Source organism: Flavobacterium sp. SORGH_AS_0622 (genome assembly GCF_030818825.1).
Classification (GTDB): Bacteria; Bacteroidota; Bacteroidia; order Flavobacteriales; family Flavobacteriaceae; genus Flavobacterium.
In genome coordinates, this window is sequence record NZ_JAUTAX010000001.1 from 2,722,870 (window position 1) to 2,748,684 (window position 25,815).

Consider the following 25,815-nt stretch of genomic DNA (forward strand, 5'->3'; position numbering starts at 1 on the left):
AGGAAATAATAAAAGAAAAATGAAATCCTTTAAAAAAAAAGAGAATTGCAAATCTGAATCATGCACCAAAAGAGTAGATCTTCATGCGCCATAATTATTTTTTAAAATATGCAGATTTATTATTTCTAGTTTCATGAAAAAAAAGAATTATCTAATTTTAATCTGCTTTATATTTATTATTACCATACAGCATTAGTATCAGTGTAACAATAATACACGAGGCACTTCCTTCAAATAATAGCGAAAGACAATAAGCAGGTACCGATGGATCACCACCAAACATAAATGCTTGAGATAAAGATATAACATATCCATCTCCTCCTTTGGCATAACTATAGATCACCAGCGCTGCAATGCTCAGCACTACACCCGTAAAAGCAGTCTGCATTGAAGACACTGCATTAAACATAAAATTATTGTTACCCTCTCTACGATTCATATTAAGGGTTCTATTAACACCATAAATAATAAAAAATATGTTTAGCAGACGCAGATAAAACAGGTGAGATAAATCTATAATTTCCAGCAGTATAAAAAATAAACCAATTGCCAGAAAAATATAAATCCCATTAATTATTTCGTGCGATAATTTCATATTCCTTCAACTTAAATTAAACATTGTTTAAAAAATAAAATTTAACATAATTACAAAAAAACAAAGTCGAACTGTTCTAGATTTCATATCGTAATATTATAAAATTTCCACATACAATCACCTGATAATAATACAATTAGAACTAAAAAACCTATAACTGATGCTGAAAATGTTTCTTTTAAATTTGATAGTATAATTTACCCACCTTTAATATTTAAATCAACATTATGAAACAATTATCAGATTATTTAGGACAAAAGATAAAAGGAAAAAGAATTGTAATAACTGGGGGCACAACTGGTATTGGAAAAGCAACAGCAGATTTATTAGCCGCACTCGGAGGGCATGTGCTAATCTTTGGAAGAGATCCTGAAGATTTTGAAAAAGCTGTTGCTGATATTAAACAACAGTTCCCTGATGCAGTACTATATGGCACTCCAGCAGATGTAACTAAAAAAGAGGATATTGACAAAATAATGGCTATTACGGATCAAAGCCTTGGAGGTATTGATATTTTAATAAACAATGCTGCCCTTGCTGCCCCTGGAGTTACCGAATGCTCATATGAAGATTTTAAGTATATCGTGGATGCCAATGTAATGGGATACATTGCTTTTGCTCAGGAAGCAGCCAAAAGAATGTCGGCTCAGAAATCAGGACATATTATTAACATAGGATCCATGAGCGCTGAAAGCCGCGAGAAAACCAGCACCGTGTATGTGGCTACCAAATCGGCTATACGAGGTTTCAGCACTTCCCTTAGAAAAGAACTTAATCCGTTGGGAATCAAAGTATCACTTATTGAACCTGGTGCAGTAACCAGCAACATGCAGCCTGGAAACAGGGAAGAACACGAGAAAAAAATTGAAAAACTGGAAATGCTGGAAGCCGAGGATATCGCAATGAGTATTCTTTTTTGTCTCTCCCAGCCTAAAAGATGTGATATTGTTAGCATGCAGATACGTCCGCATCAACAGTTTATTTAAAACATAGGGTTTGTTCCCTACTCCACTCCGGCATCTGTTCAAAGATGTAATGATATCTAATTTCAAAATGCTGAAATTATTCAAATAAAATAATAAATCTTGCCATATGATAGAGATACTAAAAACTACAGATACGGCTGTGGCATTCAAATCCACGGTAGAGTTAACGGCCGATGATTACAAAACTGTCATAGCACCAGCAGTAAAATCATTATCTGAGAAATTCAACGAGATCAACTTTTTGTTTTTTATAGACGGAGAATTTCCAGATTTTATTATGCCTGTTTGGGTGGAAGATGCTTTGATCGGACTGCGAAATTTCGGAAAATGGAACCGCACGGCGATTGTTACTAACTCACAAAAGGTTCAGTCTTTCGCCAGAAGTTTTAGTTTTATTGTGTCTGGTGAACTCCGAACCTATTCGAAAGATAGACTTAAAGAAGCCTTGCTCTGGGTTAGCGGTAATGAAATCCAATATTTTGACAACTCGCCATCTTACAGAGATGCTGATGACCTTGGTGAAAAAGATTTTTCTAATGGCTATACAGATTTAGATCTTAGGAAATTTGATTGAAAATGCAAAATATAGTAGAACTAACGAAGGATTAAAAACTGTCTATCCAAAACACTTGACAATATCAATAAAGAATTATTAAAAATAACAATCCCGCAAAACAATTGCGTTCTGCGGGATTATTTATTACAAACTGATACAGTTAAATTACATAGACAAAATTACAAACTCACTTCTTCTATTTAATAAATGTTCTGCTTCAGAGCATTTTACTCCATCTTTACACTTATTGATTAATTTGCTTTCTCCATAACCTTTTCCTCTCAGTCGAGTGGAATCAACACCATTTTTAACAAGCCACGATACAATTGATTTTGCTCTTTTGTCGGATAAAATTAAATTTGATTTAGCAGATGAGCGACTGTCTGTATGCGAACGTATATCGATTTTCATCTGCGGATATTCCTGCATTACTGCTAAAATTTTCTTTAATTCTATTTCAGCTGCATCTGTAATATTCCATTTTCCAAGATCAAAATAAATCATTGAAATATTTAGCGTTTTAGCTAAATCTGTTCCCACTTTAATAGTTTTTAGTTCCGGCATTTCTATGCCCGCTATGTTTACTTTTTCTAAAGTGAAATCCAATTTGTTATCCAGAACTGCAGAAATTAAGATCGTATTTTCTTTAACGGGATACATTTTTCGTTCTACCCTAACGGAATACTTTTGACCGCAGTTGACTTTAAAACTGTAAACTCCATCAGTTCCTGTGATGAATTCTTGCAGCAGCTTGTTGTTTTGATCATACAAAGTAACCTTAGCACCTTCAATTTTTTCACCTTGTCGGCTGTCGCGCACTGTTCCTGTTAAAGTTCTTTCGCAGACCAATTTTCTGGTTTCTGTAAATTTGTAGATATCATCACTTCCTGCTCCACCCTTCTTGTTTGAAGAAAAATAACCTTTACGGCTATTACTATCTATAATAAATGCAAAATCGTCAAATTTTGTATTAACAGGTTCCCCGATGTTCTGTACCTGATCGAAGGTGCCGTTTTCCAAAATTTTAGAAACGACAATATCAAGTCCACCAAGTCCAGGACGTCCGTCAGTGGCAAAATACAATTCGTTGTCTGCTGAAATGAAAGGAAAAGTTTCTCTACCTTCTGTATTAATTGATGGACCGAGATTCTCCGGCCTGCCATATGATCCGTCGGCGTTGATCAGTACGCTGAATAAATCTGACTGGCCGAATGTTCCCGGCATATCTGAGGCAAAATATAATCTCTTTTCATCTAAACTTAAAGCTGGATGTGCAGTGCTGTATCTATCGCTGTTAAAAGGGAGTTCGGTAATATTTACCCAATTCCCATCTACTAGATTTGCTTTGTATAATTTTAATAGCGTAATATTTTTATCATCTTTCCCGCGTTTCCCATCTAAATAGTTATTTCGGGTAAAATACATTGTCTTGCCGTCTTTTGTAAATACGGGAGTTGATTCATTGAATTTTGAATTAATCTCTTTGTTTAAAAGAACAGGATTGTAAACATTTCCGTCTGCATCTATTGGAGCAATGTATATATTGGTGAAAGATTTATTGGTCCATTTAAATGTTTTCCCTTTTGCTTTACCAATTTTTCTAGCTGAACTGAAAACCAAATTATTGTTTAAAAAAGCACTTCCGAAATCTGAACTCTCAGAATTTACATTTACACTTGAAATTTCAAATCGGCCAGAATTTAATTTAATCTGTTCCAGATAGTTTTTGTTATTTTCAAACAAAATGCCACGGCTGTCTGTATTTGTTTTTTTATTGAAAACCTCCAGCATTTTATCTGCTTTTGCATAATCTCCAATTGATTTAAGGGACTGTGCATAACGGTATAAATACTCTGGTTCCTGCTGTGCATTTAAGGCAAAAAGCTTATCGTACCACGCGGCCGCTTTTGGCAGCTCGGCATTAAAATAATAGGCATTTCCTAGTCTCTGAAACATTTTTTCATCTTCATAACCTTTAGCTGCAAGCTTTTCATAAATTTCAATAGCATCCGCGTAAGCGTAATTATTGTATTCTTTTTCAGCTTTGGCAAGAATTGATTTTTGTGCTACTGCATTTAAGAAAAAGAGAGACAAAAAAAATGTATATAATATTTTCTTCATTTTCATAATTAGAAAAATCTTGGTGATGTAATTCGGCTAAAACTATTCATAAATTCAAAACGCAGAAAGATTTCATGCGAACCCGAATTGTAATTATTTAATTTGGTTGTTTCTCGGTCGTAGGCATAACCAATGTATAAGCTTTTATTTAGCTGAAAACCAGCCATAGCACTCAAAGCTGCACTCCATCTGTAAGACACTCCTGCAGTAAATTTATCATTAAACATAAAATTGGCAGAAACATCGAACTGTAATGGTGACCCGTCGACTACTTTTACTAATGCTGCCGGTTTAAATTTTATCGTTTCATAACGGTCTAAATTGAATACATAACCTGCAATTAAATAATAATTAATAAGTTCTTTGTAGATCGCAGTATCGTTGTCATCATAACGTCTTGACTCTATAAAATTAGGAACTGACAATCCGATATACCCTTTATCTGAATGGTAATAAATACCTGCGCCGACATTTGGTGTAAACTTATTTTTGAAATCAGAAAACTGTGGATCTCCCTGATGTTCCATAGTCAGCTTGTTAGGATCAAGGTTAAAAAAATTACCAGATCCCTTAATCCCGAAAGACAGTTTGGCTGCAGCCGATGTTTGAATTGAATAGGATAAATCTACCGAAAAATTATTCTCAGTTGTTGGACCTATTTTATCATTAATTAAGGAAAATCCTAATCCTATATTACTGTTACTTATAGGCGTATTTAATGATAAAGTACTTGTTTCTGGTGCGCCGTCAAGTCCGACCCACTGCGTGCGGTACAAACCAAAAACACTCATAACTCCTCTTGAACCAGCGTAAGCAGGGTTTATGTTTATGGTATTGTGCATATATTGTGTATACTGAGCATCCTGCTGTGCAAAACCGATGGCAGAACAAAATAATAAAACTAAAACTATTTTTTTCATTTACTTATTTTTAAGATAATGGCTTAACCTATGGCTAAGCCATTGTAATTGATTAGGAATATTATTTAGTCAGATATAAATATCCTGCCTCTTGTTTAGGGCTTGAATTATTATCCTTGTATCTTACTATGTAATAATAAGTTCCTTCCGGCAGTCCGTTTGACTCTTTAATTGTGGTTCTGCCTTCTGAGAAACCTTTAAACACAACATCGTTATTGTTATAGTGATCTCTTTCGAAAACCAAAACTCCCCAGCGGTTAAATATCTGAACCGTATTGTCTGGGTAACATTCAATTCCTCTGATGTAAAATCTCTCGTTCATATCATCTCCGTTCAAAGAAACAGCATTATATATTTTTACTTGACAGCCGTTCACATCAATCTCTGTTGGAACATCTCCGTTATCATTGTTAGAATCTGATTTGTCTTCTACTTTTATACCGCTTAGAGTAGTTCCTGAAGCAGTTGCCTGATTCACTACTTTTCCAGCATTAATATCAGCCTGGGTTAGAGTATAAGTTCCTGTAAAAGTGTGAGAATCGCTTTCGCCTACTGCTAAACTTATTGGTCCTCCAGTGATTACAATTCCTGGTAAAAGATTGGAAATTGTAATATTTTGAAGAGGTACATTACCGTTATTTGTAATTGTATATGTGTAGGTTAAAGTTTCGCCAGCTTCTGCATTATCATTTTTATTTTGGTCGTTTAATTCCACTTTCATAACCAACGTGATTGACGGCACTTCCACAAAAATATTAACCGTTGCATCACTACAGTTTAATGGATTTGCTTTTTCACAAATTTGATAGGTTAATGTATGGCTTCCTCCTTTAGTTCCCGGAGCTACATCAATTGTTCCGTCACTGTTTAAAGTAATTCCTGCTGGAAAATTATTTGGTGTTAAAATAACATCTGCTGGATTTACTGGAGCACCGTTTAATTTATCATTGTCTAAAACATTAATTAATTCAGCTGAACCATTAATTCCGTCAGCAGTTATATTATCATTATCATTTTCTGCTTCAATTCCGAAATAAGGCCTTGCATTACAGCCAGAAGATGGTGCAGGATAATTTACTGTTACTGATTCTGTAGGATTTAATGTAAATTGCATTGTAACAGCTGGTCTTGTTAATTCAAAACCGTCATTACCTTCAATCCACTGTCCGTTAACCAATACCCATCCCGGCCAGTCAATTGGTTTATTATTGCTGTCAACCACAGCACCCGGCCATAATACGTTTCCGCTTAAAGGCATGTTGGTTTGAGTTGCTACAATATTATTAGCGCTGTCGATCCAGTTAATGGTCAATAAACCTTTTGGTGTGAAATTATCAGCTTTTACATTATATGAAACATAAGGCGTATTGTCTGAACAATAACTGTTGGCTGTAACTGTCATTTTAGGAGCTTCAACCGTAACTGAAACTATCGCTGAAGTACAGTTAGAAGGGTTTACTTTCTCACAGATTTCATAAGTTAAAGAGTAATTTCCTGCCGGAGCGTTTGGAATTAACTCAACTGTTCCGTCTGGTTTTAATGTTAGTACATTATTAGGATCTTTAACTAAAACATCTAATTTAACGTCTACAGGTAATAATGGATCGTTGTTTAAAGTATCGTTTGTTAAAACATTTACTATTTCCACTACTTCATTTATACCCACTACAGTACCTATTGGATCTGGTGTTGCTATTAATGTAGTTTTATCAACCGTAATTGTAATGGTTGCTGGAGTTGCATCAACTGCTCCATTATTATCTGTTGCAGTGAAAGTGAATGTATCATTTCCAGAAAATGCACCGCTTGGATCATAAGTTAACATGGCAGCCTCTGCAGGTGTTAAAGTTTGATTAACTGTAACAGGCACTCCCGATAAAGCTAATACTCCATGAGCTGGTAATGTTTTTACAATATAATTTATAATTGTTCCGTCAGTATCAGTCGCCGTCAACGCTTTAATTGCAGTCGCTCCTGCTCTAGAAGGAATATTTGAATTGGTATTATCATGTGCTGCTGGTGCATTATTACCGATCGGAATTGTGATTGTTCCAGGTATTACTGCGGTTAATCCTAAATCATCTGCTGCGGTAAAAGTAAACGTAACGTTTCCTGTAAATGTACCGCTTGGAGTATAGGTAATCATCGCTGCTTCTGCCGGTGTCAATATCTGGCCTACAGCAATCGGGGTTCCCATTAAACTTAATGCTCCATCTGGCGGCAAAGTTAAAATTGTATAATTAGCGATTGTTCCGTCAACATCTGATGCTGTTAAAGCATTGATGGTTGTTGCGCCTGCTGTTGATATAATTACATTATTTGTATCATCATTTGCTATTGGAGCATCATTTACTGCCGTGACAGTGATTTCTATATTCGCTGAAGCTGTAAGACTTCCATCGGTTACCACATAAGGGAAGCTTACCGGTGCTGCCGAATTAAAGTCCGCTGATGGCGTAAAAGTAATTACTCCTGAAGCTGAGATATTAACTGTTCCGTCTGGAACGGCAATAACCTGAGCTGAACCTGTTAATGCAGTTCCGTTGATTGAAACAATAGAAAGTGCATCTCCGTCAGCATCTGTGTCGTTGATAAGCGGTGTTAAAGTAACTGTATTATCTTCGGCAACCGTATATTCATCTTTTACAGCTGACGGAGCATCATTTACTGCCGTAACGGTGATTTCTATATTCGCTGAAGCTGTAAGAGTTCCATCGGTAACCACATAAGGGAAGCTTACCGGTGCTGCCGAATTAAAGTCCGCTGAAGGCGTAAAAGTAATTACTCCTGAAGCTGAGATATTAACTGTTCCGTCTGGAACGGTGATAACCTGTGCTGAACCTGTTAATGCCGTTCCGTTGATTGAAACAATAGAAAGTGCATCGCCGTCAATATCTGTGTCATTGATAAGCGGTGTTAAAGTAACCGTATTGTCCTCTGCAACAGTATATTCATCTTTTACAGCTGACGGAGCATCATTTACTGCCGTAACGGTGATTTCAATATTCGCTGAAGCTGTAAGACTTCCATCGGTAACCACATAAGGGAAAATTACCGGTGCTGCCGAATTAAAGTCCGCTGATGGCGTAAAAGTAATTACTCCTGAAGCTGAGATATTGACTGTTCCGTCTGGAACGGCAATAACCTGAGCTGAACCTGTTAATGCAGTTCCGTTGATTGAAACAATAGAAAGTGCATCGCCGTCCGCATCCGTGTCATTGATAAGCGGTGTTAAAGTAACTGTATTGTCCTCTGCAACTGTATATATATCTTTTACAGCTGACGGAGCATCATTTACTGCCGTAACGGTGATTTCTATATTCGCTGAGGCTGTAAGAGTTCCATCGGTAACCACATAAGGGAAGCTTACCGGTGCTGCCGAATTAAAGTCCGCTGAAGGCGTAAAAGTAATTACTCCTGAAGCCGAGATGTTAACTGTTCCGTCTGGAACCGTAATAACCTGTGCTGAACCTGTTAATGCCGTTCCGTTGATTGAAACAATAGAAAGTGCATCTCCGTCAGCATCTGTGTCGTTGATAAGCGGTGTTAAAGTAACCGTATTGTCCTCTGCAACTGTATATATATCTTTTACAGCTGACGGAGCATCATTTACTGCCGTAACGGTGATTTCTATATTCGCTGAAGCTGTCAGACTTCCATCGGTAACCACATAAGGGAAGCTTACCGGTGCTGCCGAATTAAAATCCGCTGATGGCGTAAAAGTAATTACTCCTGAAGCTGAGATATTGACTGTTCCGTCTGGAACGGTGATAACCTGAGCTGAACCTGTTAATGCCGTTCCGTTGATTGAAACAATAGAAAGTGCATCGCCGTCAATATCTGTGTCATTGATAAGCGGTGTTAAAGTAACCGTATTGTCCTCTGCAACAGTATATTCATCTTTTACAGCTGACGGAGCATCATTTACTGCCGTAACGGTGATTTCAATATTCGCTGAAGCTGTAAGACTTCCATCGGTAACCACATAAGGGAAAATTACCGGTGCTGCCGAATTAAAGTCCGCTGATGGCGTAAAAGTAATTACTCCTGAAGCTGAGATATTGACTGTTCCGTCTGGAACGGCAATAACCTGAGCTGAACCTGTTAATGCAGTTTCGTTGATTGAAACAATAGAAAGTGCATCGCCGTCCGCATCCGTGTCATTGATAAGCGGTGTTAAAGTAACTGTATTGTCCTCTGCAACAGTATATTCATCTTTTACAGCTGACGGAGCATCATTTACTGCCGTAACGGTGATTTCTATATTCGCTGAAGCTGTCAGACTTCCATCGGTAACCACATAAGGGAAGCTTACCGCTGCTGCCGAATTAAAGTCCGCTGATGGCGTAAAAGTAATTACTCCTGAAGCTGAGATATTAACTATTCCGTCTGGAACCGTAATAACCTGTGCTGAACCTGTTAATGCAGTTCCGTTGATTGAAACAATAGAAAGTGCATCGCCGTCCGCATCCGTGTCATTGATAAGCGGTGTTAAAGTAACTGTATTGTCCTCTGCAACTGTATATATATCTTTTACAGCTGCTGGAGCATTATTAATTGTTGGTGTAATCGTTTCAGAATTATTACCTAGAGTCACATCACTCTCCTCACCTGAAATACTTGCTGTATTAGCATAAATTCCTGTACTTTTCACAACTGCTTCCATTGTAAGAGTAGTACTGGCTCCATTGGCAAGATTTCCAATATTCCAATCTGGCGCTGACCATGTTCCTGTTGAAGGTGTTGCACTTACAAAAGTATAGCCTGATGGAAGAACATCTGTTACTTTAACTCCTGTTGCTGTACTTGGCCCTGCATTGGAAGCTGTGATTGTAAATGTAACTGTTGATCCAACACTTGGAGTAGCATTATTTACCGATTTTGTTACCGAAAGATCTGCCTGAACTACAGGTGCAGCAGTTGCTGCATCATTTCCTGCAGTTCCATCAGGGTTATTTCCAGAAATACTGGCAGTATTAGTATATAATCCTGTCGCATTTACCGTTGTTGTAACTGATAAAGAAGCGCTTTCACCATTTGCAAGGGAACCAATCGTCCAATTGGGTGCTGACCAGGTACCTGACGAAGGCACCGCACTAACCAAACTATATCCTGATGGGAGTACATCATTTACAGTTACCCCCGTAGCTTTATATGGTCCATTATTTTTGGCTGTAATGGTAAAAACCACAGTATTTCCAACACTTGCTACAGAATTATCTGCCACTTTTGTAATTTCAAGGTCGGCAGGACAAAGCGCGGCATCAAAACTTCGAGTTGTAACTGATGTTCCGCCGCACGAGGTAGTTACAGTATATTGAACTGAAACCGTTCCTACAGCAGTAAAGTTCAAAGTATTTCCTGATAAGCTGCCAGGACCACTAACAATACTTAATGTACCTCCCGCAGGAGTTGGATTTAATAAAACAGGATCATCGACACAATATTTTGAATCTGGTCCTCCTCCTGTTGAAATCGGCTGGATAGCTGGATTGGATTCCGCACCACATATCTGTACATTCGCTGTTGCGAAAGTATAACTAGTTTCATTGGTACTATTACTAGTACCATCTCCCATACTTCCGCTGATTCTATGTCCTACATATCCAAACTTAGTTTCACAGCTTTTTACCAGCATCGAAGTATGTCCTCCAGTCTCAACCGCCAGTATATTATCTGAATTCAGAAGGCCTCCCGGAGTTGTAGGATTATTAGCTGTACCACTTCCTATTCCAAGTAACGAACCGTTGCTGTTACCAAAGGCATATATTTTATTGCCGTTGGTTAAAACGTTTATTGCAGCATACTGCGAATCATGTTCTTGAGGGCTAAACCATTTAACATCATTCATAAGTGAAGTACTCGAAGAGTTATATCGCGGCTGAACCCAAGCTAATCTTTCAGTTGCAGTAGACCAGTCTCCTAATTGTCTGTTAGTATTATTACCTAACGCGTATAAACTTCCATCTGTTGCTAAAATATAATGTGATCTCAGCGTACCATTACCAGTCGATCCAATCATTTTTGGTGTAATTCCAACTGGAATGCTCATTGGTGCGGCATAATTTTGAGTTGCAGCAACAGTGCTGTTTCCTAAAAATACATTCACTCCCCACACATAAACAGTCCCATCAGATTTCAATGCCATAAGTCCGTCATTATTACCTCTGCAGGCCACCACATCAGTCAAAAATGGATTACCAGCCTCTGAAGTCCTTACTCTGTACCATGTTGTATTATTTCCCAAAGCTCCATTCCCCCTAACGGCAGCAGTTTGTGAAATTACCCACACATCGCCGCTGCAGGTAGTAATTGCAAGCGTTTTGTAAGTTCCAAACATCATCTTAACATCACCAGGTGCTACACCAGCCGGAAGACCATTAGTATTTCCGCCTATAGTAAGCTTTTGAAAAACAGCACTGGTAGTAAGCGATGCATCGAGCACCATTCCTGGTTTTGACCAAGCATATAAACCATCTGTCGCTAAAAGTATCCCTTGAACATTATTAGAAGAAGTACTTCCTAATGCTGCTTTTAAAGGAACTGCCCCTGCTGATAACGCAGGAAAATTAGTTCTGTTAATCGTTACAGGTGCTAACTGGTTTGCGCCTGTATTGGAAATTGTTTCACCCCAAGTCTGAAAAGATCCGTCAGAGGTTCTTACAATGGTAGTATGCCAGCTCGAAACAAAGTTATCATACTCAATAGTAGCAGCATTGTTATTTGACGCTGCTCCAAAATTCGATAAGTCTGTATTGGAACAGCCAGCTATAGGCGTAGCACATTGAGCGTTTGAGAGCTCAATGCCAGCAAAAAACACAACAAGTAGATATAGTGTGTTTTTTAAGTCCAATATTTTTTTAAAATTAAAGTAGTTTTTTATCATAAGTAATCGGTTATTTTATTTTCTGCGGCAGATTATAGGTCTTTACTTCATTATTGAAATCATAAAAATCAAACATTAAATACGTTTCATTGTTTATAGTTCCTGAAACCTTATATTTGAGTATTTGATTTTTAGCTGTCAAAATAATCTCCTTTTCAACTGGCTCTGCGTTAAGCAATACGCCTATTCCGGCAACTGACATCTTTGGAGCTGGTAATTGGGTAATTGAATTATCTATTGATATAATTTCTGCAGGAACACTGATTATTAAATCTGAATAATTTTTTCCCCTTTCAAGCTTTTGAGAGAATTTGACTTTTGAAAAATCAAAAGACAGCTTTACAGGCTCTACCTTAACACGAAATCTTTTTGGAAAAACCGCATGATCACATTCTCCGTCATGTTTTGCGTTTTCCTGAAAGCTTACTTCGTATATACCAGGTTGTTTAAACTGGTAATTATTGATTTCGCTGCCATTTAAAAAATTACTGCTGTTGCTTTTAGAATTTGTAATTGTCCAAGTTGCGGCTGAATCAACATTTCCAAAATCAATTTTTTCATCAAAAGAAATTGTTTTATAGAACTGTTCAGAAACTGTACTTAGATTGTTTTGAGCTGTAGTCTTGTAACTAAAAAACAAGCTGTACAATAAAAAATAAATTAAGAGTTTTTCGTTTTTGAAGCTGAATGAATTCCAGTAATTAGTCGATGTCATAAAATGAAAAATTTAGTTACGATAGCTTTTCGCTAACCGGGTGCGAAAATAAATATCTACATCGGGCCAAATTAGGCCGGCACTTTATCTATTACGTAAAAAGAAAAACATTCTATGCTGAAAAAAAACATATAAAGTTCGTTTACAGAACATTAAAAAAGCACATTGTAAAGTTCTTTTTGAAGCAATAAGAGCTGTGAGTATATAGAATTACTGACAAATGCATTCAAAGCAAAGATGCTGCTTCTCATTTTTTAGTTAATTGATAAAGCTTGAACGCTCAATCAAGAGAATAAAAGTAGTACAGTCGAAAAAGTTTGTTTTTCCCACTCAAAACTATTCCACAAAATTATTTATAACGTAAAGATTTAATCTTGTGAATAATGCCTAGAATTGACTAACTTATTATAATTTTGACTACTTTAGAACATTGCTGTATTTTTAAATTTACTAGTATAAATATCTTTCAATAACACAATCAAAATCTCAAGGATAATTGTAAAAAGTAGATTTCAAAAATTCTTCTAAAATTCTTACAACAGCTGTTAAAACAAATAATACTATTGCTATTAGCCTAATTATTTAATATTTACATTACTAATCTATATGCACCTAAAATCTTTTTTCATATTTACTATTCTTACTATTTTTAATTCTTTCACTTATTCCCAAAATTCAAAATACGATAAGGTTTTCTCGGAAACGGCTCAGGTTTTATTGAGCTCGAACCCAAAGAAAGCCTTGCATAATACTGACTATCTGTATAAAATTTCGCAAAATAATTTAGAAAGAATTAAAGCCTGCATGTTAAAGGCTACTATCCTGCGCCAATATGGGTTACGCAATGAAGCAATTTCTTCATTAAAACGAGCTGACAGTCTTGGGCTGATTGATCAAAATTATACAATGCAGGCACGAATAAATGGGTTCCTATCAACTCTCTACAGAGAAAATGAAATTTACAGTATAGGAAAAATTCATCTCCAGAAAGCAGTGGCTGTCAGCAGAAAAATAAAGGATAAAAACGAGATGTATAAATTTCAGGGGAATTTATCACAGGAACTTGCCTATTATGAGATGTATGCTTTAAATTATTCAAAAGCAATATCAAATCTTAAAGCAGGAAATCAATTGTTTAAAAAAGCGGGTGCAAGTATTGATGTCAATTTTCAGACCGCTGTAAACGATGAAATGATAGCTAAAAATTTCCTGCTGTTGAATAAAACTGACTCCTCTCTCACTTATTATCAAAAGGCATATAAGGAACTTGAAGCATCCCAGTCATCACAAAGCCCGTTAAAAGGTTTTATATATAATGGATTTGCCAGCGTCTATACTGCAATAGGAGATTATCCCAAGGCGCTCCTGAATTATCAAAAGGCTGAAGAAATAGCAGAGGCTTCTAATTTTTTCACACTTAAACAGGAAGTATATACCTCTTTAATGGAATTTTATAAAAAAACAGATAATCAAAAATATATTGAATACAATGAAAGGAATGTAAAACTGACGAAGGACGATGAGTACAATCGCAAAATTATTGCAGATGATTTAATTAAAACCCTTCATAAAAAGCAGTCAATAAATCAGTCCAATTACAAAAAAAGCACCTATATTATTATTGGGATATGTATCTGCATTGTTTTACTTACCATAGGAATCTATTTCTATAGAAGAAAACAAGATTATAAAAAATTTAAAAATTTTATTGATAAAAATGCGGCGGCTACATTAAATGAAGAAAACGATCAAGAAGTATTGAAAGCAGTAACTGCTAAAAAAGATACGTCAAGAGAATATATGTCCGAAGCAACTGAAAATAGTATTTTAAACGGATTACAAGAGCTTAAAAAGTCACACTATTATCTTAATAAAGATATCTCACTAAATTCTGTTGCTGCCGAACTTAATATTAACCAACGCTATTTATCTTATGTAATCAACAAGCATAAAGCAAAAGATTTTGCTAGCTACATCAATGAACTGCGAATAAATTACATCATCGACCGATTAAAAAATGATGAAAACTACCTAAAATATAAAATTAGTTATCTTGCCGATCAATGCGGTTTTTCATCACATAGCAGGTTTACAATTACATTTAAAAAAGTAACTGGAGTTTCTCCAATGAACTTCATTACATATCTGCAAAAAGAAAATGAAGAGAAAAAATAAATTAAATTAAAAAGAGCTGTTGGCAAAACAGCTCTTTTAGGTTTTTCAAATAGTGTACAAGCTTACTAATTCAAATACTTCTAAAATAATAATGAATGAAAAACCAATAATTATAATTAAATCATTAAACGGTTAAGGTTTCGATTTTACGCTACAGTTTTATACTTTTTGCAGTCAGATTTATTTTTTGAAATTTCTAATCCCCTCTTGCAGCCACTCATAGTAGCCGTTAATATCTGGATTATAAGCAGAGGGTTTGTTAAGATCATTTTCTTTATGATCCATTAAAACGTAGTAAGGCTGCGCATTGGTTTTATATTTTAAAATCTGCAGTTCACTCCATTTCTGTCCTCTGTATTTCAAGACTTTACCAGTAATTTTAGAAACAACCTGTTCGTCAGTTGGAAGTGGTCTTTTATCATCTACATATAAAGAAATCAAAATAACATCGTTATTTAAAACATTCAAGACTTTAGGATCTGGCCAAACGCGTTCTTCCATTTTACGACAGTTTACACAGGCATATCCTGTAAAGTCAATCATTATGGGTTTGTTTACTTTTTTGGCGTAAGCTAAACCTTGCTCATAATCATGAAAAGTAGGAATTCCGTTTGGACCACTTTCCGCGCCTTCTGGTAAAGCTGCTTTTTCTGTGTTTTGCGTTACTGTATTTCCAAAACCATTTGGTGATTCGCTGTATTGTTTTGCCGGAGGAAATCCGCTGATATACTGTAAAGGCGCTCCCCAGAGCCCTGGAATCATATAAACTACAAAGGACAATACGATAATTCCTAAGCTCAATCTTCCAACAGAAATATGAGTTACAGGTGTATCATGCGATAATTGGATTTTCCCGAACAAATAAAAAGCCAATACAGTAAAAATAGCAATCCAAATTGCAAGGAATACTTCTCTTTCTAATAAATGCAACTGCAAAACTAAATCAGCATTCGATAAGAATTTAAAGGCTAAAGCCAATTCTAAAAAGCCTAAAACTACTTTTACAGAGTTCAGCCAGCCTCCCGATTTTGGCAGTGAGTTCATCCAGCCTGGAAATGCTGCAAATAAAGCAAATGGCAATGCAATTGCTAATGAAAAACCAAGCATTCCGACAATTGGTGCAATTCCCGCCTGACTTGCTGCCTGTACTAATAATGTACCAACAATTGGTCCAGTACATGAAAATGAAACTACAGCTAATGCCAATGCCATAAAGAAAATACCAAGAGCACCGCCAATTTCTGATTTCTGATCGATTTTGGTCAGCCATGAACTTGGCAGTACAATTTCGAACGCTCCTAAAAATGACAACGCAAAAACCAATAAAAGAAGAAAGAAAACTAAATTAAAAACAACATTTGTAGCTAAAGCATTCAGGGCATCTGCACCGAAAATGGCTGTAACCAGACTTCCCAAAATCACATAAATCACGATAATAAAAATACCATACATCACTGCATTTTTAATTCCTGCAGCTTTATTTTTACTTTGTTTGGTAAAGAAACTTACTGTCATAGGGATCATTGGAAATACGCAGGGCGTAAACAAAGCCGCAAGACCTCCTAAAAAGCTGAAGAAAAATAATGTCCATAAGCTTTCATCAGGGGCTGTTTTTCCTGTTGATGCTTTTTGGTCCGTATTATTTACGTTTTTAGGAATGTCTGTGCTGGCAATAGAAACAGAATCTGTTGTGTTGTTTGTGGTATCCTGTTTAGCAGTAGATTCATCTGTGGCAGGCGAATCGGTATTTTTTTGAACTGTACTTAATGCTGAAGTTTCATTGTTTTGAAACGGCAGATTTGATTTTTTGAATGTGAATTTAACTTCCTTATCGGTTGGAGGCAGGCAGCTGTTATCATTGCAGACCATAAAAAATATGCTGGCATTGATGGTAAAAGCATCTGCAGATTTTCGTTCTATATCTTGGGTAAAAACTGCTTTGTCTGCAAAGTATTTAATCCTCATTTGAAAAACTGGATCATCTACCTCATGTCCCTCTGGCTCAACAACAGCTCCAATAGTTTTAAAATTTTTCGATTTAGGAAAAGTAAAACTTGTGGGTGCCGGGCCGCCTTTTGGCACATTCTGAGAATAAATATGCCAGCCTTTATCGATCTTGGCCGTTATGATTAGGGTATATTTGTTCTCTCCAATTTCTTTTACGGAAGAAGTAAACGAAACTGGATCGTAAATTTGGGCAGTAAGGTTACTTACCGCAAAAAAAATTGCGATAAAAAGAAATATTTTTTTCATGTTATGGAATATTTAGAATTGCCTTGTGCAGCTTTCAATCCTCCGCAGCCATTGTTAAATTCAAATCCTGACAATGGCGGGAGAAATGTTTATTAGATCATTATTTTTTATACCTTGACAAAATCCAATTAGAGATGTCGTGCAAAACTTCGGGTGCAAAAACCTCATCGATTTCTTTACTTTCACTCTGCTTGCAGGTTATGCAGTGCTGATACATATGATTAAGATCTGGATAGATTTTGGTTGTGACGTCGCTGCTTTTGAGGTATTTTTTAAAACTTTCCAGATTTTCCTTTGCGGGAACCTGAATATCTTTATCTCCATTTACAGCCAAAACTGGAATTTCAATTTTTGGCAGATAATCCTTGGGATCGTAATGAATCGAGTAACGGTACCATCTGCGTTCTGCATCTTTACCGTAACGGTATATAAAATCTTTCTCGCGTCCGCCCCACATATGAATCTCTTTTAGAGTAGTCGAATCCTGTGTTTTGAGCCACTGGTCCAGTTTTAGCTGCAGTACCGGTGTTACAGAATCTGTTGGTTTTGTATCATAAACGGCTTTAAACATGATGTTATACATTTCCATTTGTTTATTCACTACTTTGTCTGAAAAACCATAATTTTTGAGAATTGCCGTGTTTTGCAGGTTCAGCATTTCAAGTCCGCTTACTGCAACACCTGATAAACTTACCATAAACTTTACATTTTTATTTCTAGCACTCACAATGGAGGCAATAATACCGCCTTCGCTGTGGCCGATTAATCCAATATGAGAAGCATCAATATTTTTATCACTTTTTAAGTATGCAATCTGCGCATCAACATCATCGGCAAAATCTCCTGTTGTTGCATTTTTAAAATCGCCCGACGTCTTACCTATTCCCCTGTCATCAACACGCAGAGAAGCAATTCCTTTTCTGGCGAGTTCATCAGCCAGGACGGTGAAAAATTCCCTGCCCATATAGGTGTAGTTGCGGTCATGCTGTCCAGTTCCAGAAATTAAAATCGCCAGAGGATATTTCTTTTTATCCTGCGGAATTGTTAAGGTTGCTCCATAGGTTAGTTTGGTGCTTTTTCCTAGAAAAGTCATATCAATAACCTGATACGGATATGGCTTTTTAGGATGCTGCGCAAAAAACAAAGGCTGTATTTCTTTTTCCTTTTTTAAAACAACTGCTGTATTTGGAATGGAGTAATAATTAAAGATTCCTGAAATAGCCGTTTTCTCTGGGTTATACTTTCCTTTAAAAGAGAAACCATACATCTCATTTTTAAAAGACAGGCTGTCTCCTTTTATTTCAGTAACTACTTTTTTATTGATATCTAATTCAGGAATACTGACACTCAGCGAATCTGTTTGGTAGCTGTCAATATTTCCCGATAAAATAATACGGTACGAATGATGCTGGCCCTGCCAGATAGTTTGTGCAAAACTATACTGGCTGGTCATCATCAAGAAAATTAACGATCTTAAAAGAAGGTTTGTTTTCTTTAAATTAAATAATCCTTTCATTATTTTTTCTCTGACTTTAAGTACTCAACAATAATTGAAATTTCATCTACCAATTCGCTTGGGCTTCCAAAATATCCATTTGACATCCAGCGTAATTTTCCATCGGCATCAATAATCATTTTCTCTGGAATACCAGAAAATTTAAATGCTTTCGAGTACTGCTCATATACTAGATCTAACTTTCCTGTTTTAGGATTTTTTCCATCATACAGTATATTAAAATCAAATCCTTTTTCTTTGATAAATGCCTGGGTTTGCTCTTTATAATCCTTTATATATTCCTGCGTATCTACAAAATAGAATTTTACGTTCGCATCTTTTTTGTATTTTTCAACTGCCATCTGCATTCCCGGCATAGCATTTTTACATGGTCCGCACCACATTGCCCAGAAATCAAGTACTACGATTTTTCCTTTTTGATCAGATAGTTTTACTCTGCCGCCTTTGCTGCTTTCTAAATCAAAACCTGCAATTGGAAGGTTTATCAATTCTGAAATTACTTTCTTCTTATGTTGCTCAATATTGCTTAAAGATTTTAAAGATTCTAAGTAAGCCTCAAATCCTGCAGCCGCACCATCTTCTTTTAGGTAAATTTCTTTTAAAGAAGCCAGCATCTGTGGTGTTACCTGATTTTGTTTTACTGCAAGTGCCATATAATTTTTAGCATCGGCTGTTTGTCCTTTTCGTAACAGCATTCTGGTATATACCTCATTGTATACAGCATCATTATAACCGTATAAAGGTTTAATTTTTGCCATATATTTTTCTTCTACATCATAGTTTTTTGTTGCTTCAGCCAATTTAGCATAAGTAAAATATTCTCTTGCCATCATTTGTAAAGCCTGCTCCTGCCATTCTTTCAAAGATAATTTTCCAGCAAACATTTTTGGTACATAGGTTAATCTGTTTTCCATTTCTCCCATAAAAATATCTGCATACTTTTTTAAAGTTTCTATAGAAGCTTTTTCAGTTCCTTCGTGATCTCTGTCAAAAGGAATTGATACTAAGTGCCAGTGATAGTCCAATAAGTTTGTAAAAGAAACTGATTTTACACTGTTAAGAGCATAATTGTAATCCTTATTATTTACGATATAGCCATAAACGATTGATTTAATCATTTTATCATAATACAAACTTTCTACATCAGTATAAACATCTTCAAATTTGCTTTGCGGAAAGTTTTTATTGAATTCATCATATGATTTTACTTTTTTAGAAAAATCAGGTTCCCTAAATATTTCTTGAATTTCTTTGTCTCTGGCTAAAACACCAAAAGGATATTTCGTTACTAAAACCTTTTGAACAGAATCTGTAAATACTTTATTTGTCGAATTATCTAATAAATACAATGTCTTTTGAATATCATATTGTGTTGTATTATCTAGATTTTTTTCGGCTAATAAACCTCGTAATTCTTTCTTGATAGCTGCAGACTGATCGGTACCAGTTGAAAGCTGTTTTAATTTTAATCCGTAGTAAAAAACTTTTTTGCGGCTTTCGGGATGGTATTGCAATTCATAGTTGATCCACATCAAACCAACCTGATCTGCAATGTATGCGCTGTCACTTACCACATTTGGAACTTCATTTTGAAAGGCCCTGCTTCTCAAAATTCCCCAGCCTGTATACGCTCCGGGAACTTGTGCAAACATGTAAGCATGAGGCATTCTTTGTCCTCTGTCAACTATGGTATCGGATTTGAAAACGCAGTTAATAAACGAAGCATGATCTGAAAGTTTCATTTTGGCTTCCCATTTTTTATCTCCTGCGGCTTTTAAAGTAATATCATTCGTAATCCATTTAAAATTATCATAGGTATACACTACCCCATTTACATACATGGCATTGGCCAGCGGTCCGTCGGCGGCATTATAAGTTATAGTGATCTCATCTCCTGGATTTGGATGTTCAGGAGACAGAACAATTTTCTGCATCGGTGCTGCATCTTGTGCCAATAAACCTGTTGTGATACTCAGAAAAAATAGTACCAGTTTTAATTTTTTCATTTTCTTTTTTTGAATTTAGTGCACCCGAAAAAATCGAGTGCACATTTTTAATTAAATAAATTATGGATTCTGTTGTAAGTTTGGAGCATATTCAAAATAAATTGGAGCAAAAGGCATTTGATAACGATCACTATTTGGGGCAAGTGTGAAGGTTTGTCCTGCAAAATCATGGGTAATGGTTTTGGCAAATTCGGGTTCTTTGTTTAAGCGTTTTAAATCAAACCATCTAAAGCCTCCAGTTGCCATTAACTCTCTCCTTCTTTCTGCTAAAACTTTGATTAGAGCGTCTTTACTGTCTGTTGCTGTCATAGCAGTGTATTGTGAAGCTCTGAATCTTTTTTGTCTTAATTTATTTATTTCTGCCATTGCTAAATCGCCAGAACCTGCTCTCGCCAGACATTCTGCTTTTATCAGCATCATTTCAGGTACAGTAGGGCCTGCGTTTCTGCTTTCTCCTGTCAAACCTTCTTTAGAATATGTTCTTCCTAAAGTATATTCCGAATTAAAACTGCTTGATGGCTGTGTAAAAAGTACGTAGCGTAAATCATTGGTATCAAACGAATTGATCAACTCATTGCTTAACGATAATATTTGCGGTGCATAAGAGTAAGAACTATATCCATTCCATTTTGATAAAATCAATTCTTTATCAAGTTTTCTTGACGGATAAGCCGCAAATTCATAATCTTCCAGATTGTTAAGTGTGTTTTGTAATGCTAGTGCTTTTTCGGCATTTTCCAAAGCCAGCGGATAATTACGCATATACAAATAGGTTCTCGCCAAAAGTGCATATGCCGCTGCTCTGGATGGAAAGGCCACATTGTTGCCAGAATTTACAGGTTTTAATCCTGAATTTACTGCATCATTAAGATCGCTAAGAATTAGATTGTAAGCATCCTGTACAGAACTTCTTTTAATGTCATCTGAAACAGTTGGTGTTGTAAAAAGAACAATTCCCAGATCTGTAGCCGAAGTATTGGCATCATACGCTTTTCCAAAAGTATTCACCAGCGTTAGAAAAATAAAAGCACGATGTACTTCTGCTTCACCCTTTATGGCTGCTTTTTCGGCTTCCGTTCCATTTTTACTTTTCATTACTTCATTGATAACTACATTAACAGTGTATAATGCATTATAAAGATTACTCATATCATAATCCGTCTCACCGTCAAAATAGACAACATCAGACCATTTATACAAATTTCTAAAAGGTCGAAGGTAATCTGCAGCCGCTAATGCAGTGGTATGAGCTTCATTTTGAAAACTAATATCATCTGATGCTACATCTATACTACCATAAGTTTTGTCTAATGTAGAACTGTTATTTAGAAGATATCTATAATTTGATGTTTCTTCAGGTATTAGTTTCCCTTCTGTTTTGATATCCACATAATTATCACAGCTTAAAACAAGAACTCCTGCTGCAGCAATTGCTATGTATTTTAAATATTTTTTCATCTTTAAAAAATTAAAAATTAACATTAAAACCAATTGAATAAATCGCCGTTGCAGGCAGTTTCATATTAGCTCCTGTATAAGGTAAAAAGTCAGGATCTAAGCCATCTTTATTTTTTCTCCAGAAGAAACCAAGATTTCTAGCTGTAAAATTTACCGAAGCCCCTCTTACAATTCCTCTGTCAATCAGACTTGTCAAATCATATTTTAATGAAAGTTCTCTGAAACGGATATGATCTCCTTCAATAATTCTGTCATCTGCAAACATATATCGTACATAACTTAGTCCTGTTGACCCCTGAATTCCCGGTACAGAAGTTGTCGCTTCGTCTCCTGGATTTCTCCATCTTTGATCGATATCTGTATTTAAATCGTATTGATTAAATCTGCCCTGTCTGTTTACGTAACCTCCATAAGTTGGTTTAAATAATACATAATCAAACTTGTAAGTCGCCAAAATATATAATGACAATTTTTTATAATTGAAAGTCTGGCTGAAACTTCCGTAATACGAAGGAATGTTAGTTCCCATGTACTTCATGTCCGCAATATCTTTTAGAGAAGTAAAAGAATTTACGATATTACCATCTTTATCATATACCTGAGTTCTTCCAGTTGCGTCTAATCCTGCTGACCTAAAAGCAAAAATACTGTTCAACGGGTAGCCTTCAATAGGTGGTGTACCTCCTGAACCATTTAAATACTGGCTGTAGTTTTGGAAACGAGAATCTGTAACTTCTGTCTTATTGAAAGAAACTACTAGAGCAGAATCCCATGAAAAATCTTTTGCTTTAAGGATGGTTCCGTTTAAACTTAAATCGATTCCATGACCTGCTAAAGTTGCTGCATTTTGTACCAGCATATTATTTGATACGCCATAAAATGGAGATACAGGGAATTCAACGATTAAATCTTTACTGTCTTTTTTATAATATTCAACTGTACCATTTAATCTGCTATTTAAGAGCGAGAAATCCACTCCAAAGTTTAAAATCCCTGTTTTTTCCCAACGTAAATTTGGATTTGCAGGCTGCGAGATAAAAGCGTAAGGCTGCTGTGAAAAAGTATCTAAATCACTTATACTAATATTTGTAAAAGGAAAAACCTCTAAATTGATATTTCCGTTAAATCCGTAACTCGCTCTTAAAGCTAAATTATTAACTAAATTTACGTCTTTAAGAAAAGATTCTTCTTTAATATTCCATTTTGCTCCAGTAGACCATAATGGTGTTCTTCTTAATTTTTTGCTTACCCCAAAATTGTTATAATCATCTAAACGTGCACTTCCTGTAAGTGTATATTTATTTTTGAAAGTGTAACCTGCATTAGCATAATAAGATAAAAATCTTCTATGGAAATCTTTATGAACATTACCATTGCTTAGAGTATAATTATATCCGTTAACATCTACATAATTTTGTGATGGAATATCTACAGAAGTCTGCGTTTTTGAATTGTAGCCGTAAAGTGTTCGTGAATCTTGGGTTTCTCCAGTTTCTCTTGCTTCAATACCTCCCATGGCATTAATCAAATGATCTTGACCAATAATGCCATCATAATTTAATTGTCCTCGCATTGTAGAGCTGGTTTTTCCAAATCTATTACTTTGAAAAATACCTCCTAACGGAATTCCGTATACTAAATCACCGTTACTGTTTATTGAAGTAGCAGAATTGATTCTATCGCGAGCGTAATAGGTATTTTCGTTATACATATTATCATTTGATGAAGTTGAAGTTTCTACAGAATATGTACCAACAGCATCTAAACCTTTTAATAAAGGAAGAGTAGCGGAAACGGTAGCTCCAAAATTTTGCTCGTCTATGGTATTATCTAGATTATTTAATTCATCAATATAATTATAAGTCCACGGCAGATACCCTTTCTGTTCCAGCGGAATAGTTTGCCCAGCATAATAACGACGGTAATAATCAACTGAGTTACCATTATCTCCAACGATTTGATCGTAAGGCAGTAAAGTATTCAATGAAGCTCCTAAAGGAGAAAGTCCTAAAGAATTTTCATTGTATTTAAAAATAGAACCTCTTAAGCTAGTTGTCATTTTTACATAATTGAAAAGCTTAAAATCCTGATTAGACAATAAAGTCAAACGTTGTCCGTCGCTTCCTTTTGCCTGAGTTTCTTCTTTAGAATAGGATCCTGACATGAAATAGGAATAGTCATTCTCTGCACCGCTGAACGATAAGTTGTAATTTTGACTGGTTGAAGCTTGCAGCAAATACTGCTCTGTCTGACCGTAAGTATTACGACCACGTAAAACATCTAATCCGGCATCTCTTTGCGCCTGTGTTATTTGACCACGCTTGTACTGAAACATCAAATCCATTCCCTGACTAACTGGTGAAGTAAGCATGTATGTTACACTTGCTGGATCTGTAACCAGATTTTTATCTACAAATTCCTGCTCTAAATTTAAAACCTGAGAAGAATTCATCAAGGGTAATTTTGATAAAGAAGGCTTATTGGAGAAACCGTAATTTTGAGAAAAATTAATTCTGGTTTGTCCTTGCTTTCCTTTTTTGGTATTAATTACCATAACCCCATTTGCTGCTCTTGCACCATAAATAGAAGCCGCAGCCGCATCTTTTAGAAAAGTAATTTTCTCTATATCATTTGGATTTATCGTTCTTATGTCCAATTCTGTAGGTGTTCCGTCAAGTACAATTAATGGCATTGCATTAGATGTGGGCGATACAGTAGATTTTCCTCTGATAGCAATATTATAAGCTGTTTTTTCAGCTCCAGAACCAAATTTTCTTCCGTACACAAAAGTATTATCGGAATCTAATAAATCTAATTGCAGACCGGCAACCTGACCTTCCAGCCTGTGTAATACGTTGTTTACCGGGATTTTTTCTAAATCTTTTGCCGTAATTACAGCAAAAGAACCTGTAGAACGTTCTTTATCAATATTTTGATAACCTGTAGAAACGATTTTTACTTCATCTAATTTACTGATATCTTCTAGCATGATGGGATTGATAATCAAACTGTCAGAAACTATAACTTCTAGTTTTTTATAACCCATATACTCAAAAATCAGTACATCACCTTTTTTGGCCATGATTTCATACGAGCCGTCAAAGTTGGTAACTGCACCATCTTTTGTACCTTTTACCCAGACAGTTGCACCAATTAAATATTCTTTTTTTGAATTGGTAACAACTCCCTTAATTTTTACTTTTTCTTCCATTACAGAAGTTTGGACTGTCTTTACTTTTGGGTTTAGTGCAATAACAATCAGTTTGCTGTTTACAAATTCTGCCTTATAACCCTCACCAATTAATTGTTTAATTACTGCCATAACATCGGCATTATTGACAGCTATATCAACTCTTCTCTGTGCATCAAAGACATCATCGCTATAGAAGAATTCCACATTGGTCTTGCGGGTAATAGTTTTTAAAACAGCCGATACAGATTGGTTTCTTGCCTTAATAGTGACTTTCTGCGCATAAGCGAAAGCGACTATATGGGTAAAAAATATTGATAATATTAGGGATTTCTTCATAATGGCAAGAAATTTATCCCAAAGAGCGGATTTTACCCCACAATCTTTTGCGGATAGGTTTTTTTTCATACTTTTAAATGTTTTGGTTGGTTAATAGAT

General features: G+C 35.8%; 13 protein-coding genes. 3 read left to right on the plus strand and 10 right to left on the minus strand.

Features of this window, described 5'->3' with window-relative positions:
* Nucleotides 1-157: 157 nt before the first annotated feature.
* Nucleotides 158-595, minus strand: coding sequence for a hypothetical protein (locus QE431_RS11895; protein WP_134142171.1), 438 nt, complete (start codon nt 593-595; stop codon nt 158-160).
* A gap of 227 nt (nt 596-822) precedes the next feature.
* Here QE431_RS11895 and QE431_RS11900 point away from each other — a divergent pair, with 227 nt between their 5' ends.
* Both QE431_RS11900 and QE431_RS11905 read left to right on the plus strand, forming a co-directional pair.
* Nucleotides 823-1,581 carry an SDR family oxidoreductase gene (locus QE431_RS11900; RefSeq protein ID WP_134142169.1) on the plus strand — a complete coding sequence of 253 codons (759 nt, stop codon included), beginning with the start codon at nt 823-825 and terminating at the stop codon, nt 1,579-1,581.
* A gap of 106 nt (nt 1,582-1,687) precedes the next feature.
* On the plus strand, nt 1,688-2,155 hold the full coding sequence (locus QE431_RS11905) for an STAS/SEC14 domain-containing protein (RefSeq protein ID WP_307296070.1): 468 nt from the start codon (nt 1,688-1,690) through the stop codon (nt 2,153-2,155).
* A 147-nt stretch (nt 2,156-2,302) separates the two neighbouring features.
* Here QE431_RS11905 and QE431_RS11910 read toward each other — a convergent pair whose 3' ends face one another.
* The 4 genes from QE431_RS11910 to QE431_RS11925 all read right to left on the minus strand — a co-directional run bounded on the left by QE431_RS11910 (nt 2,303) and on the right by QE431_RS11925 (nt 12,779).
* Complete coding sequence (locus QE431_RS11910) at nt 2,303-4,264, minus strand: OmpA family protein (RefSeq protein WP_307296073.1); 1,962 nt, start codon at nt 4,262-4,264, stop codon at nt 2,303-2,305.
* Nucleotides 4,265-4,266: 2 nt separating this feature from the next.
* A complete protein-coding gene (locus QE431_RS11915; RefSeq protein ID WP_057116019.1) occupies nt 4,267-5,178 on the minus strand; it encodes a type IX secretion system membrane protein PorP/SprF in 912 nt (303 codons plus the stop codon).
* Nucleotides 5,179-5,239: 61 nt separating this feature from the next.
* The gene (locus tag QE431_RS11920) at nt 5,240-12,064 is read right to left on the minus strand and encodes an Ig-like domain-containing protein (protein WP_307296076.1); all 6,825 of its coding nucleotides are present in this window, start codon (nt 12,062-12,064) and stop codon (nt 5,240-5,242) included.
* Between the two features lie 10 nt (nt 12,065-12,074).
* On the minus strand, nt 12,075-12,779 hold the full coding sequence (locus QE431_RS11925; RefSeq protein WP_134142162.1) for a hypothetical protein: 705 nt from the start codon (nt 12,777-12,779) through the stop codon (nt 12,075-12,077).
* A 606-nt stretch (nt 12,780-13,385) separates the two neighbouring features.
* Here QE431_RS11925 and QE431_RS11930 point away from each other — a divergent pair.
* On the plus strand, nt 13,386-14,954 hold the full coding sequence (locus QE431_RS11930; RefSeq protein ID WP_057116022.1) for a helix-turn-helix domain-containing protein: 1,569 nt from the start codon (nt 13,386-13,388) through the stop codon (nt 14,952-14,954).
* Nucleotides 14,955-15,134: 180 nt separating this feature from the next.
* On the opposite strand, the gene QE431_RS11935 is transcribed toward QE431_RS11930, so the two are convergent.
* The 5 genes from QE431_RS11935 to QE431_RS11955 all read right to left on the minus strand — a co-directional run bounded on the left by QE431_RS11935 (nt 15,135) and on the right by QE431_RS11955 (nt 25,785).
* Nucleotides 15,135-17,207, minus strand: a complete 2,073-nt coding sequence (locus QE431_RS11935) for a thioredoxin family protein (RefSeq protein WP_307296085.1) — start codon at nt 17,205-17,207, stop codon at nt 15,135-15,137.
* 100 nt (nt 17,208-17,307) lie between these two features.
* Nucleotides 17,308-18,723, minus strand: a complete 1,416-nt coding sequence (locus QE431_RS11940) for an alpha/beta fold hydrolase (RefSeq protein ID WP_307296088.1) — start codon at nt 18,721-18,723, stop codon at nt 17,308-17,310.
* On the minus strand, nt 18,723-20,729 hold the full coding sequence (locus tag QE431_RS11945; protein ID WP_307296090.1) for a TlpA disulfide reductase family protein: 2,007 nt from the start codon (nt 20,727-20,729) through the stop codon (nt 18,723-18,725). The genes QE431_RS11940 and QE431_RS11945 overlap by 1 nt, the downstream gene beginning before the upstream one ends.
* Before the next feature lie 60 nt (nt 20,730-20,789).
* A complete protein-coding gene (locus tag QE431_RS11950; protein WP_307296092.1) occupies nt 20,790-22,187 on the minus strand; it encodes a RagB/SusD family nutrient uptake outer membrane protein in 1,398 nt (465 codons plus the stop codon).
* A 10-nt stretch (nt 22,188-22,197) separates the two neighbouring features.
* Nucleotides 22,198-25,785: a SusC/RagA family TonB-linked outer membrane protein gene (locus tag QE431_RS11955; RefSeq protein ID WP_307296095.1), complete on the minus strand. Its 3,588-nt coding sequence runs from the start codon at nt 25,783-25,785 to the stop codon at nt 22,198-22,200.
* Nucleotides 25,786-25,815 lie beyond the last annotated feature (30 nt).

Bases quoted from the DNA above. Each gene is read 5' to 3' on its own strand.
- QE431_RS11895 (WP_134142171.1), bottom strand. From the start codon at position 595: ATGAAATTATCGCACGAAATAATTAATGGGATTTATATTTTTCTGGCA.
- QE431_RS11900 (WP_134142169.1), top strand. From the start codon at position 823: ATGAAACAATTATCAGATTATTTAGGACAAAAGATAAAAGGAAAAAGA.
- QE431_RS11905 (WP_307296070.1), top strand. From the start codon at position 1,688: ATGATAGAGATACTAAAAACTACAGATACGGCTGTGGCATTCAAATCC.
- QE431_RS11910 (WP_307296073.1), bottom strand. From the start codon at position 4,264: ATGAAAATGAAGAAAATATTATATACATTTTTTTTGTCTCTCTTTTTC.
- QE431_RS11915 (WP_057116019.1), bottom strand. From the start codon at position 5,178: ATGAAAAAAATAGTTTTAGTTTTATTATTTTGTTCTGCCATCGGTTTT.
- QE431_RS11920 (WP_307296076.1), bottom strand. From the start codon at position 12,064: ATGATAAAAAACTACTTTAATTTTAAAAAAATATTGGACTTAAAAAAC.
- QE431_RS11925 (WP_134142162.1), bottom strand. From the start codon at position 12,779: ATGACATCGACTAATTACTGGAATTCATTCAGCTTCAAAAACGAAAAA.
- QE431_RS11930 (WP_057116022.1), top strand. From the start codon at position 13,386: ATGCACCTAAAATCTTTTTTCATATTTACTATTCTTACTATTTTTAAT.
- QE431_RS11935 (WP_307296085.1), bottom strand. From the start codon at position 17,207: ATGAAAAAAATATTTCTTTTTATCGCAATTTTTTTTGCGGTAAGTAAC.
- QE431_RS11940 (WP_307296088.1), bottom strand. From the start codon at position 18,723: ATGAAAGGATTATTTAATTTAAAGAAAACAAACCTTCTTTTAAGATCG.
- QE431_RS11945 (WP_307296090.1), bottom strand. From the start codon at position 20,729: ATGAAAAAATTAAAACTGGTACTATTTTTTCTGAGTATCACAACAGGT.
- QE431_RS11950 (WP_307296092.1), bottom strand. From the start codon at position 22,187: ATGAAAAAATATTTAAAATACATAGCAATTGCTGCAGCAGGAGTTCTT.
- QE431_RS11955 (WP_307296095.1), bottom strand. From the start codon at position 25,785: ATGAAAAAAAACCTATCCGCAAAAGATTGTGGGGTAAAATCCGCTCTT.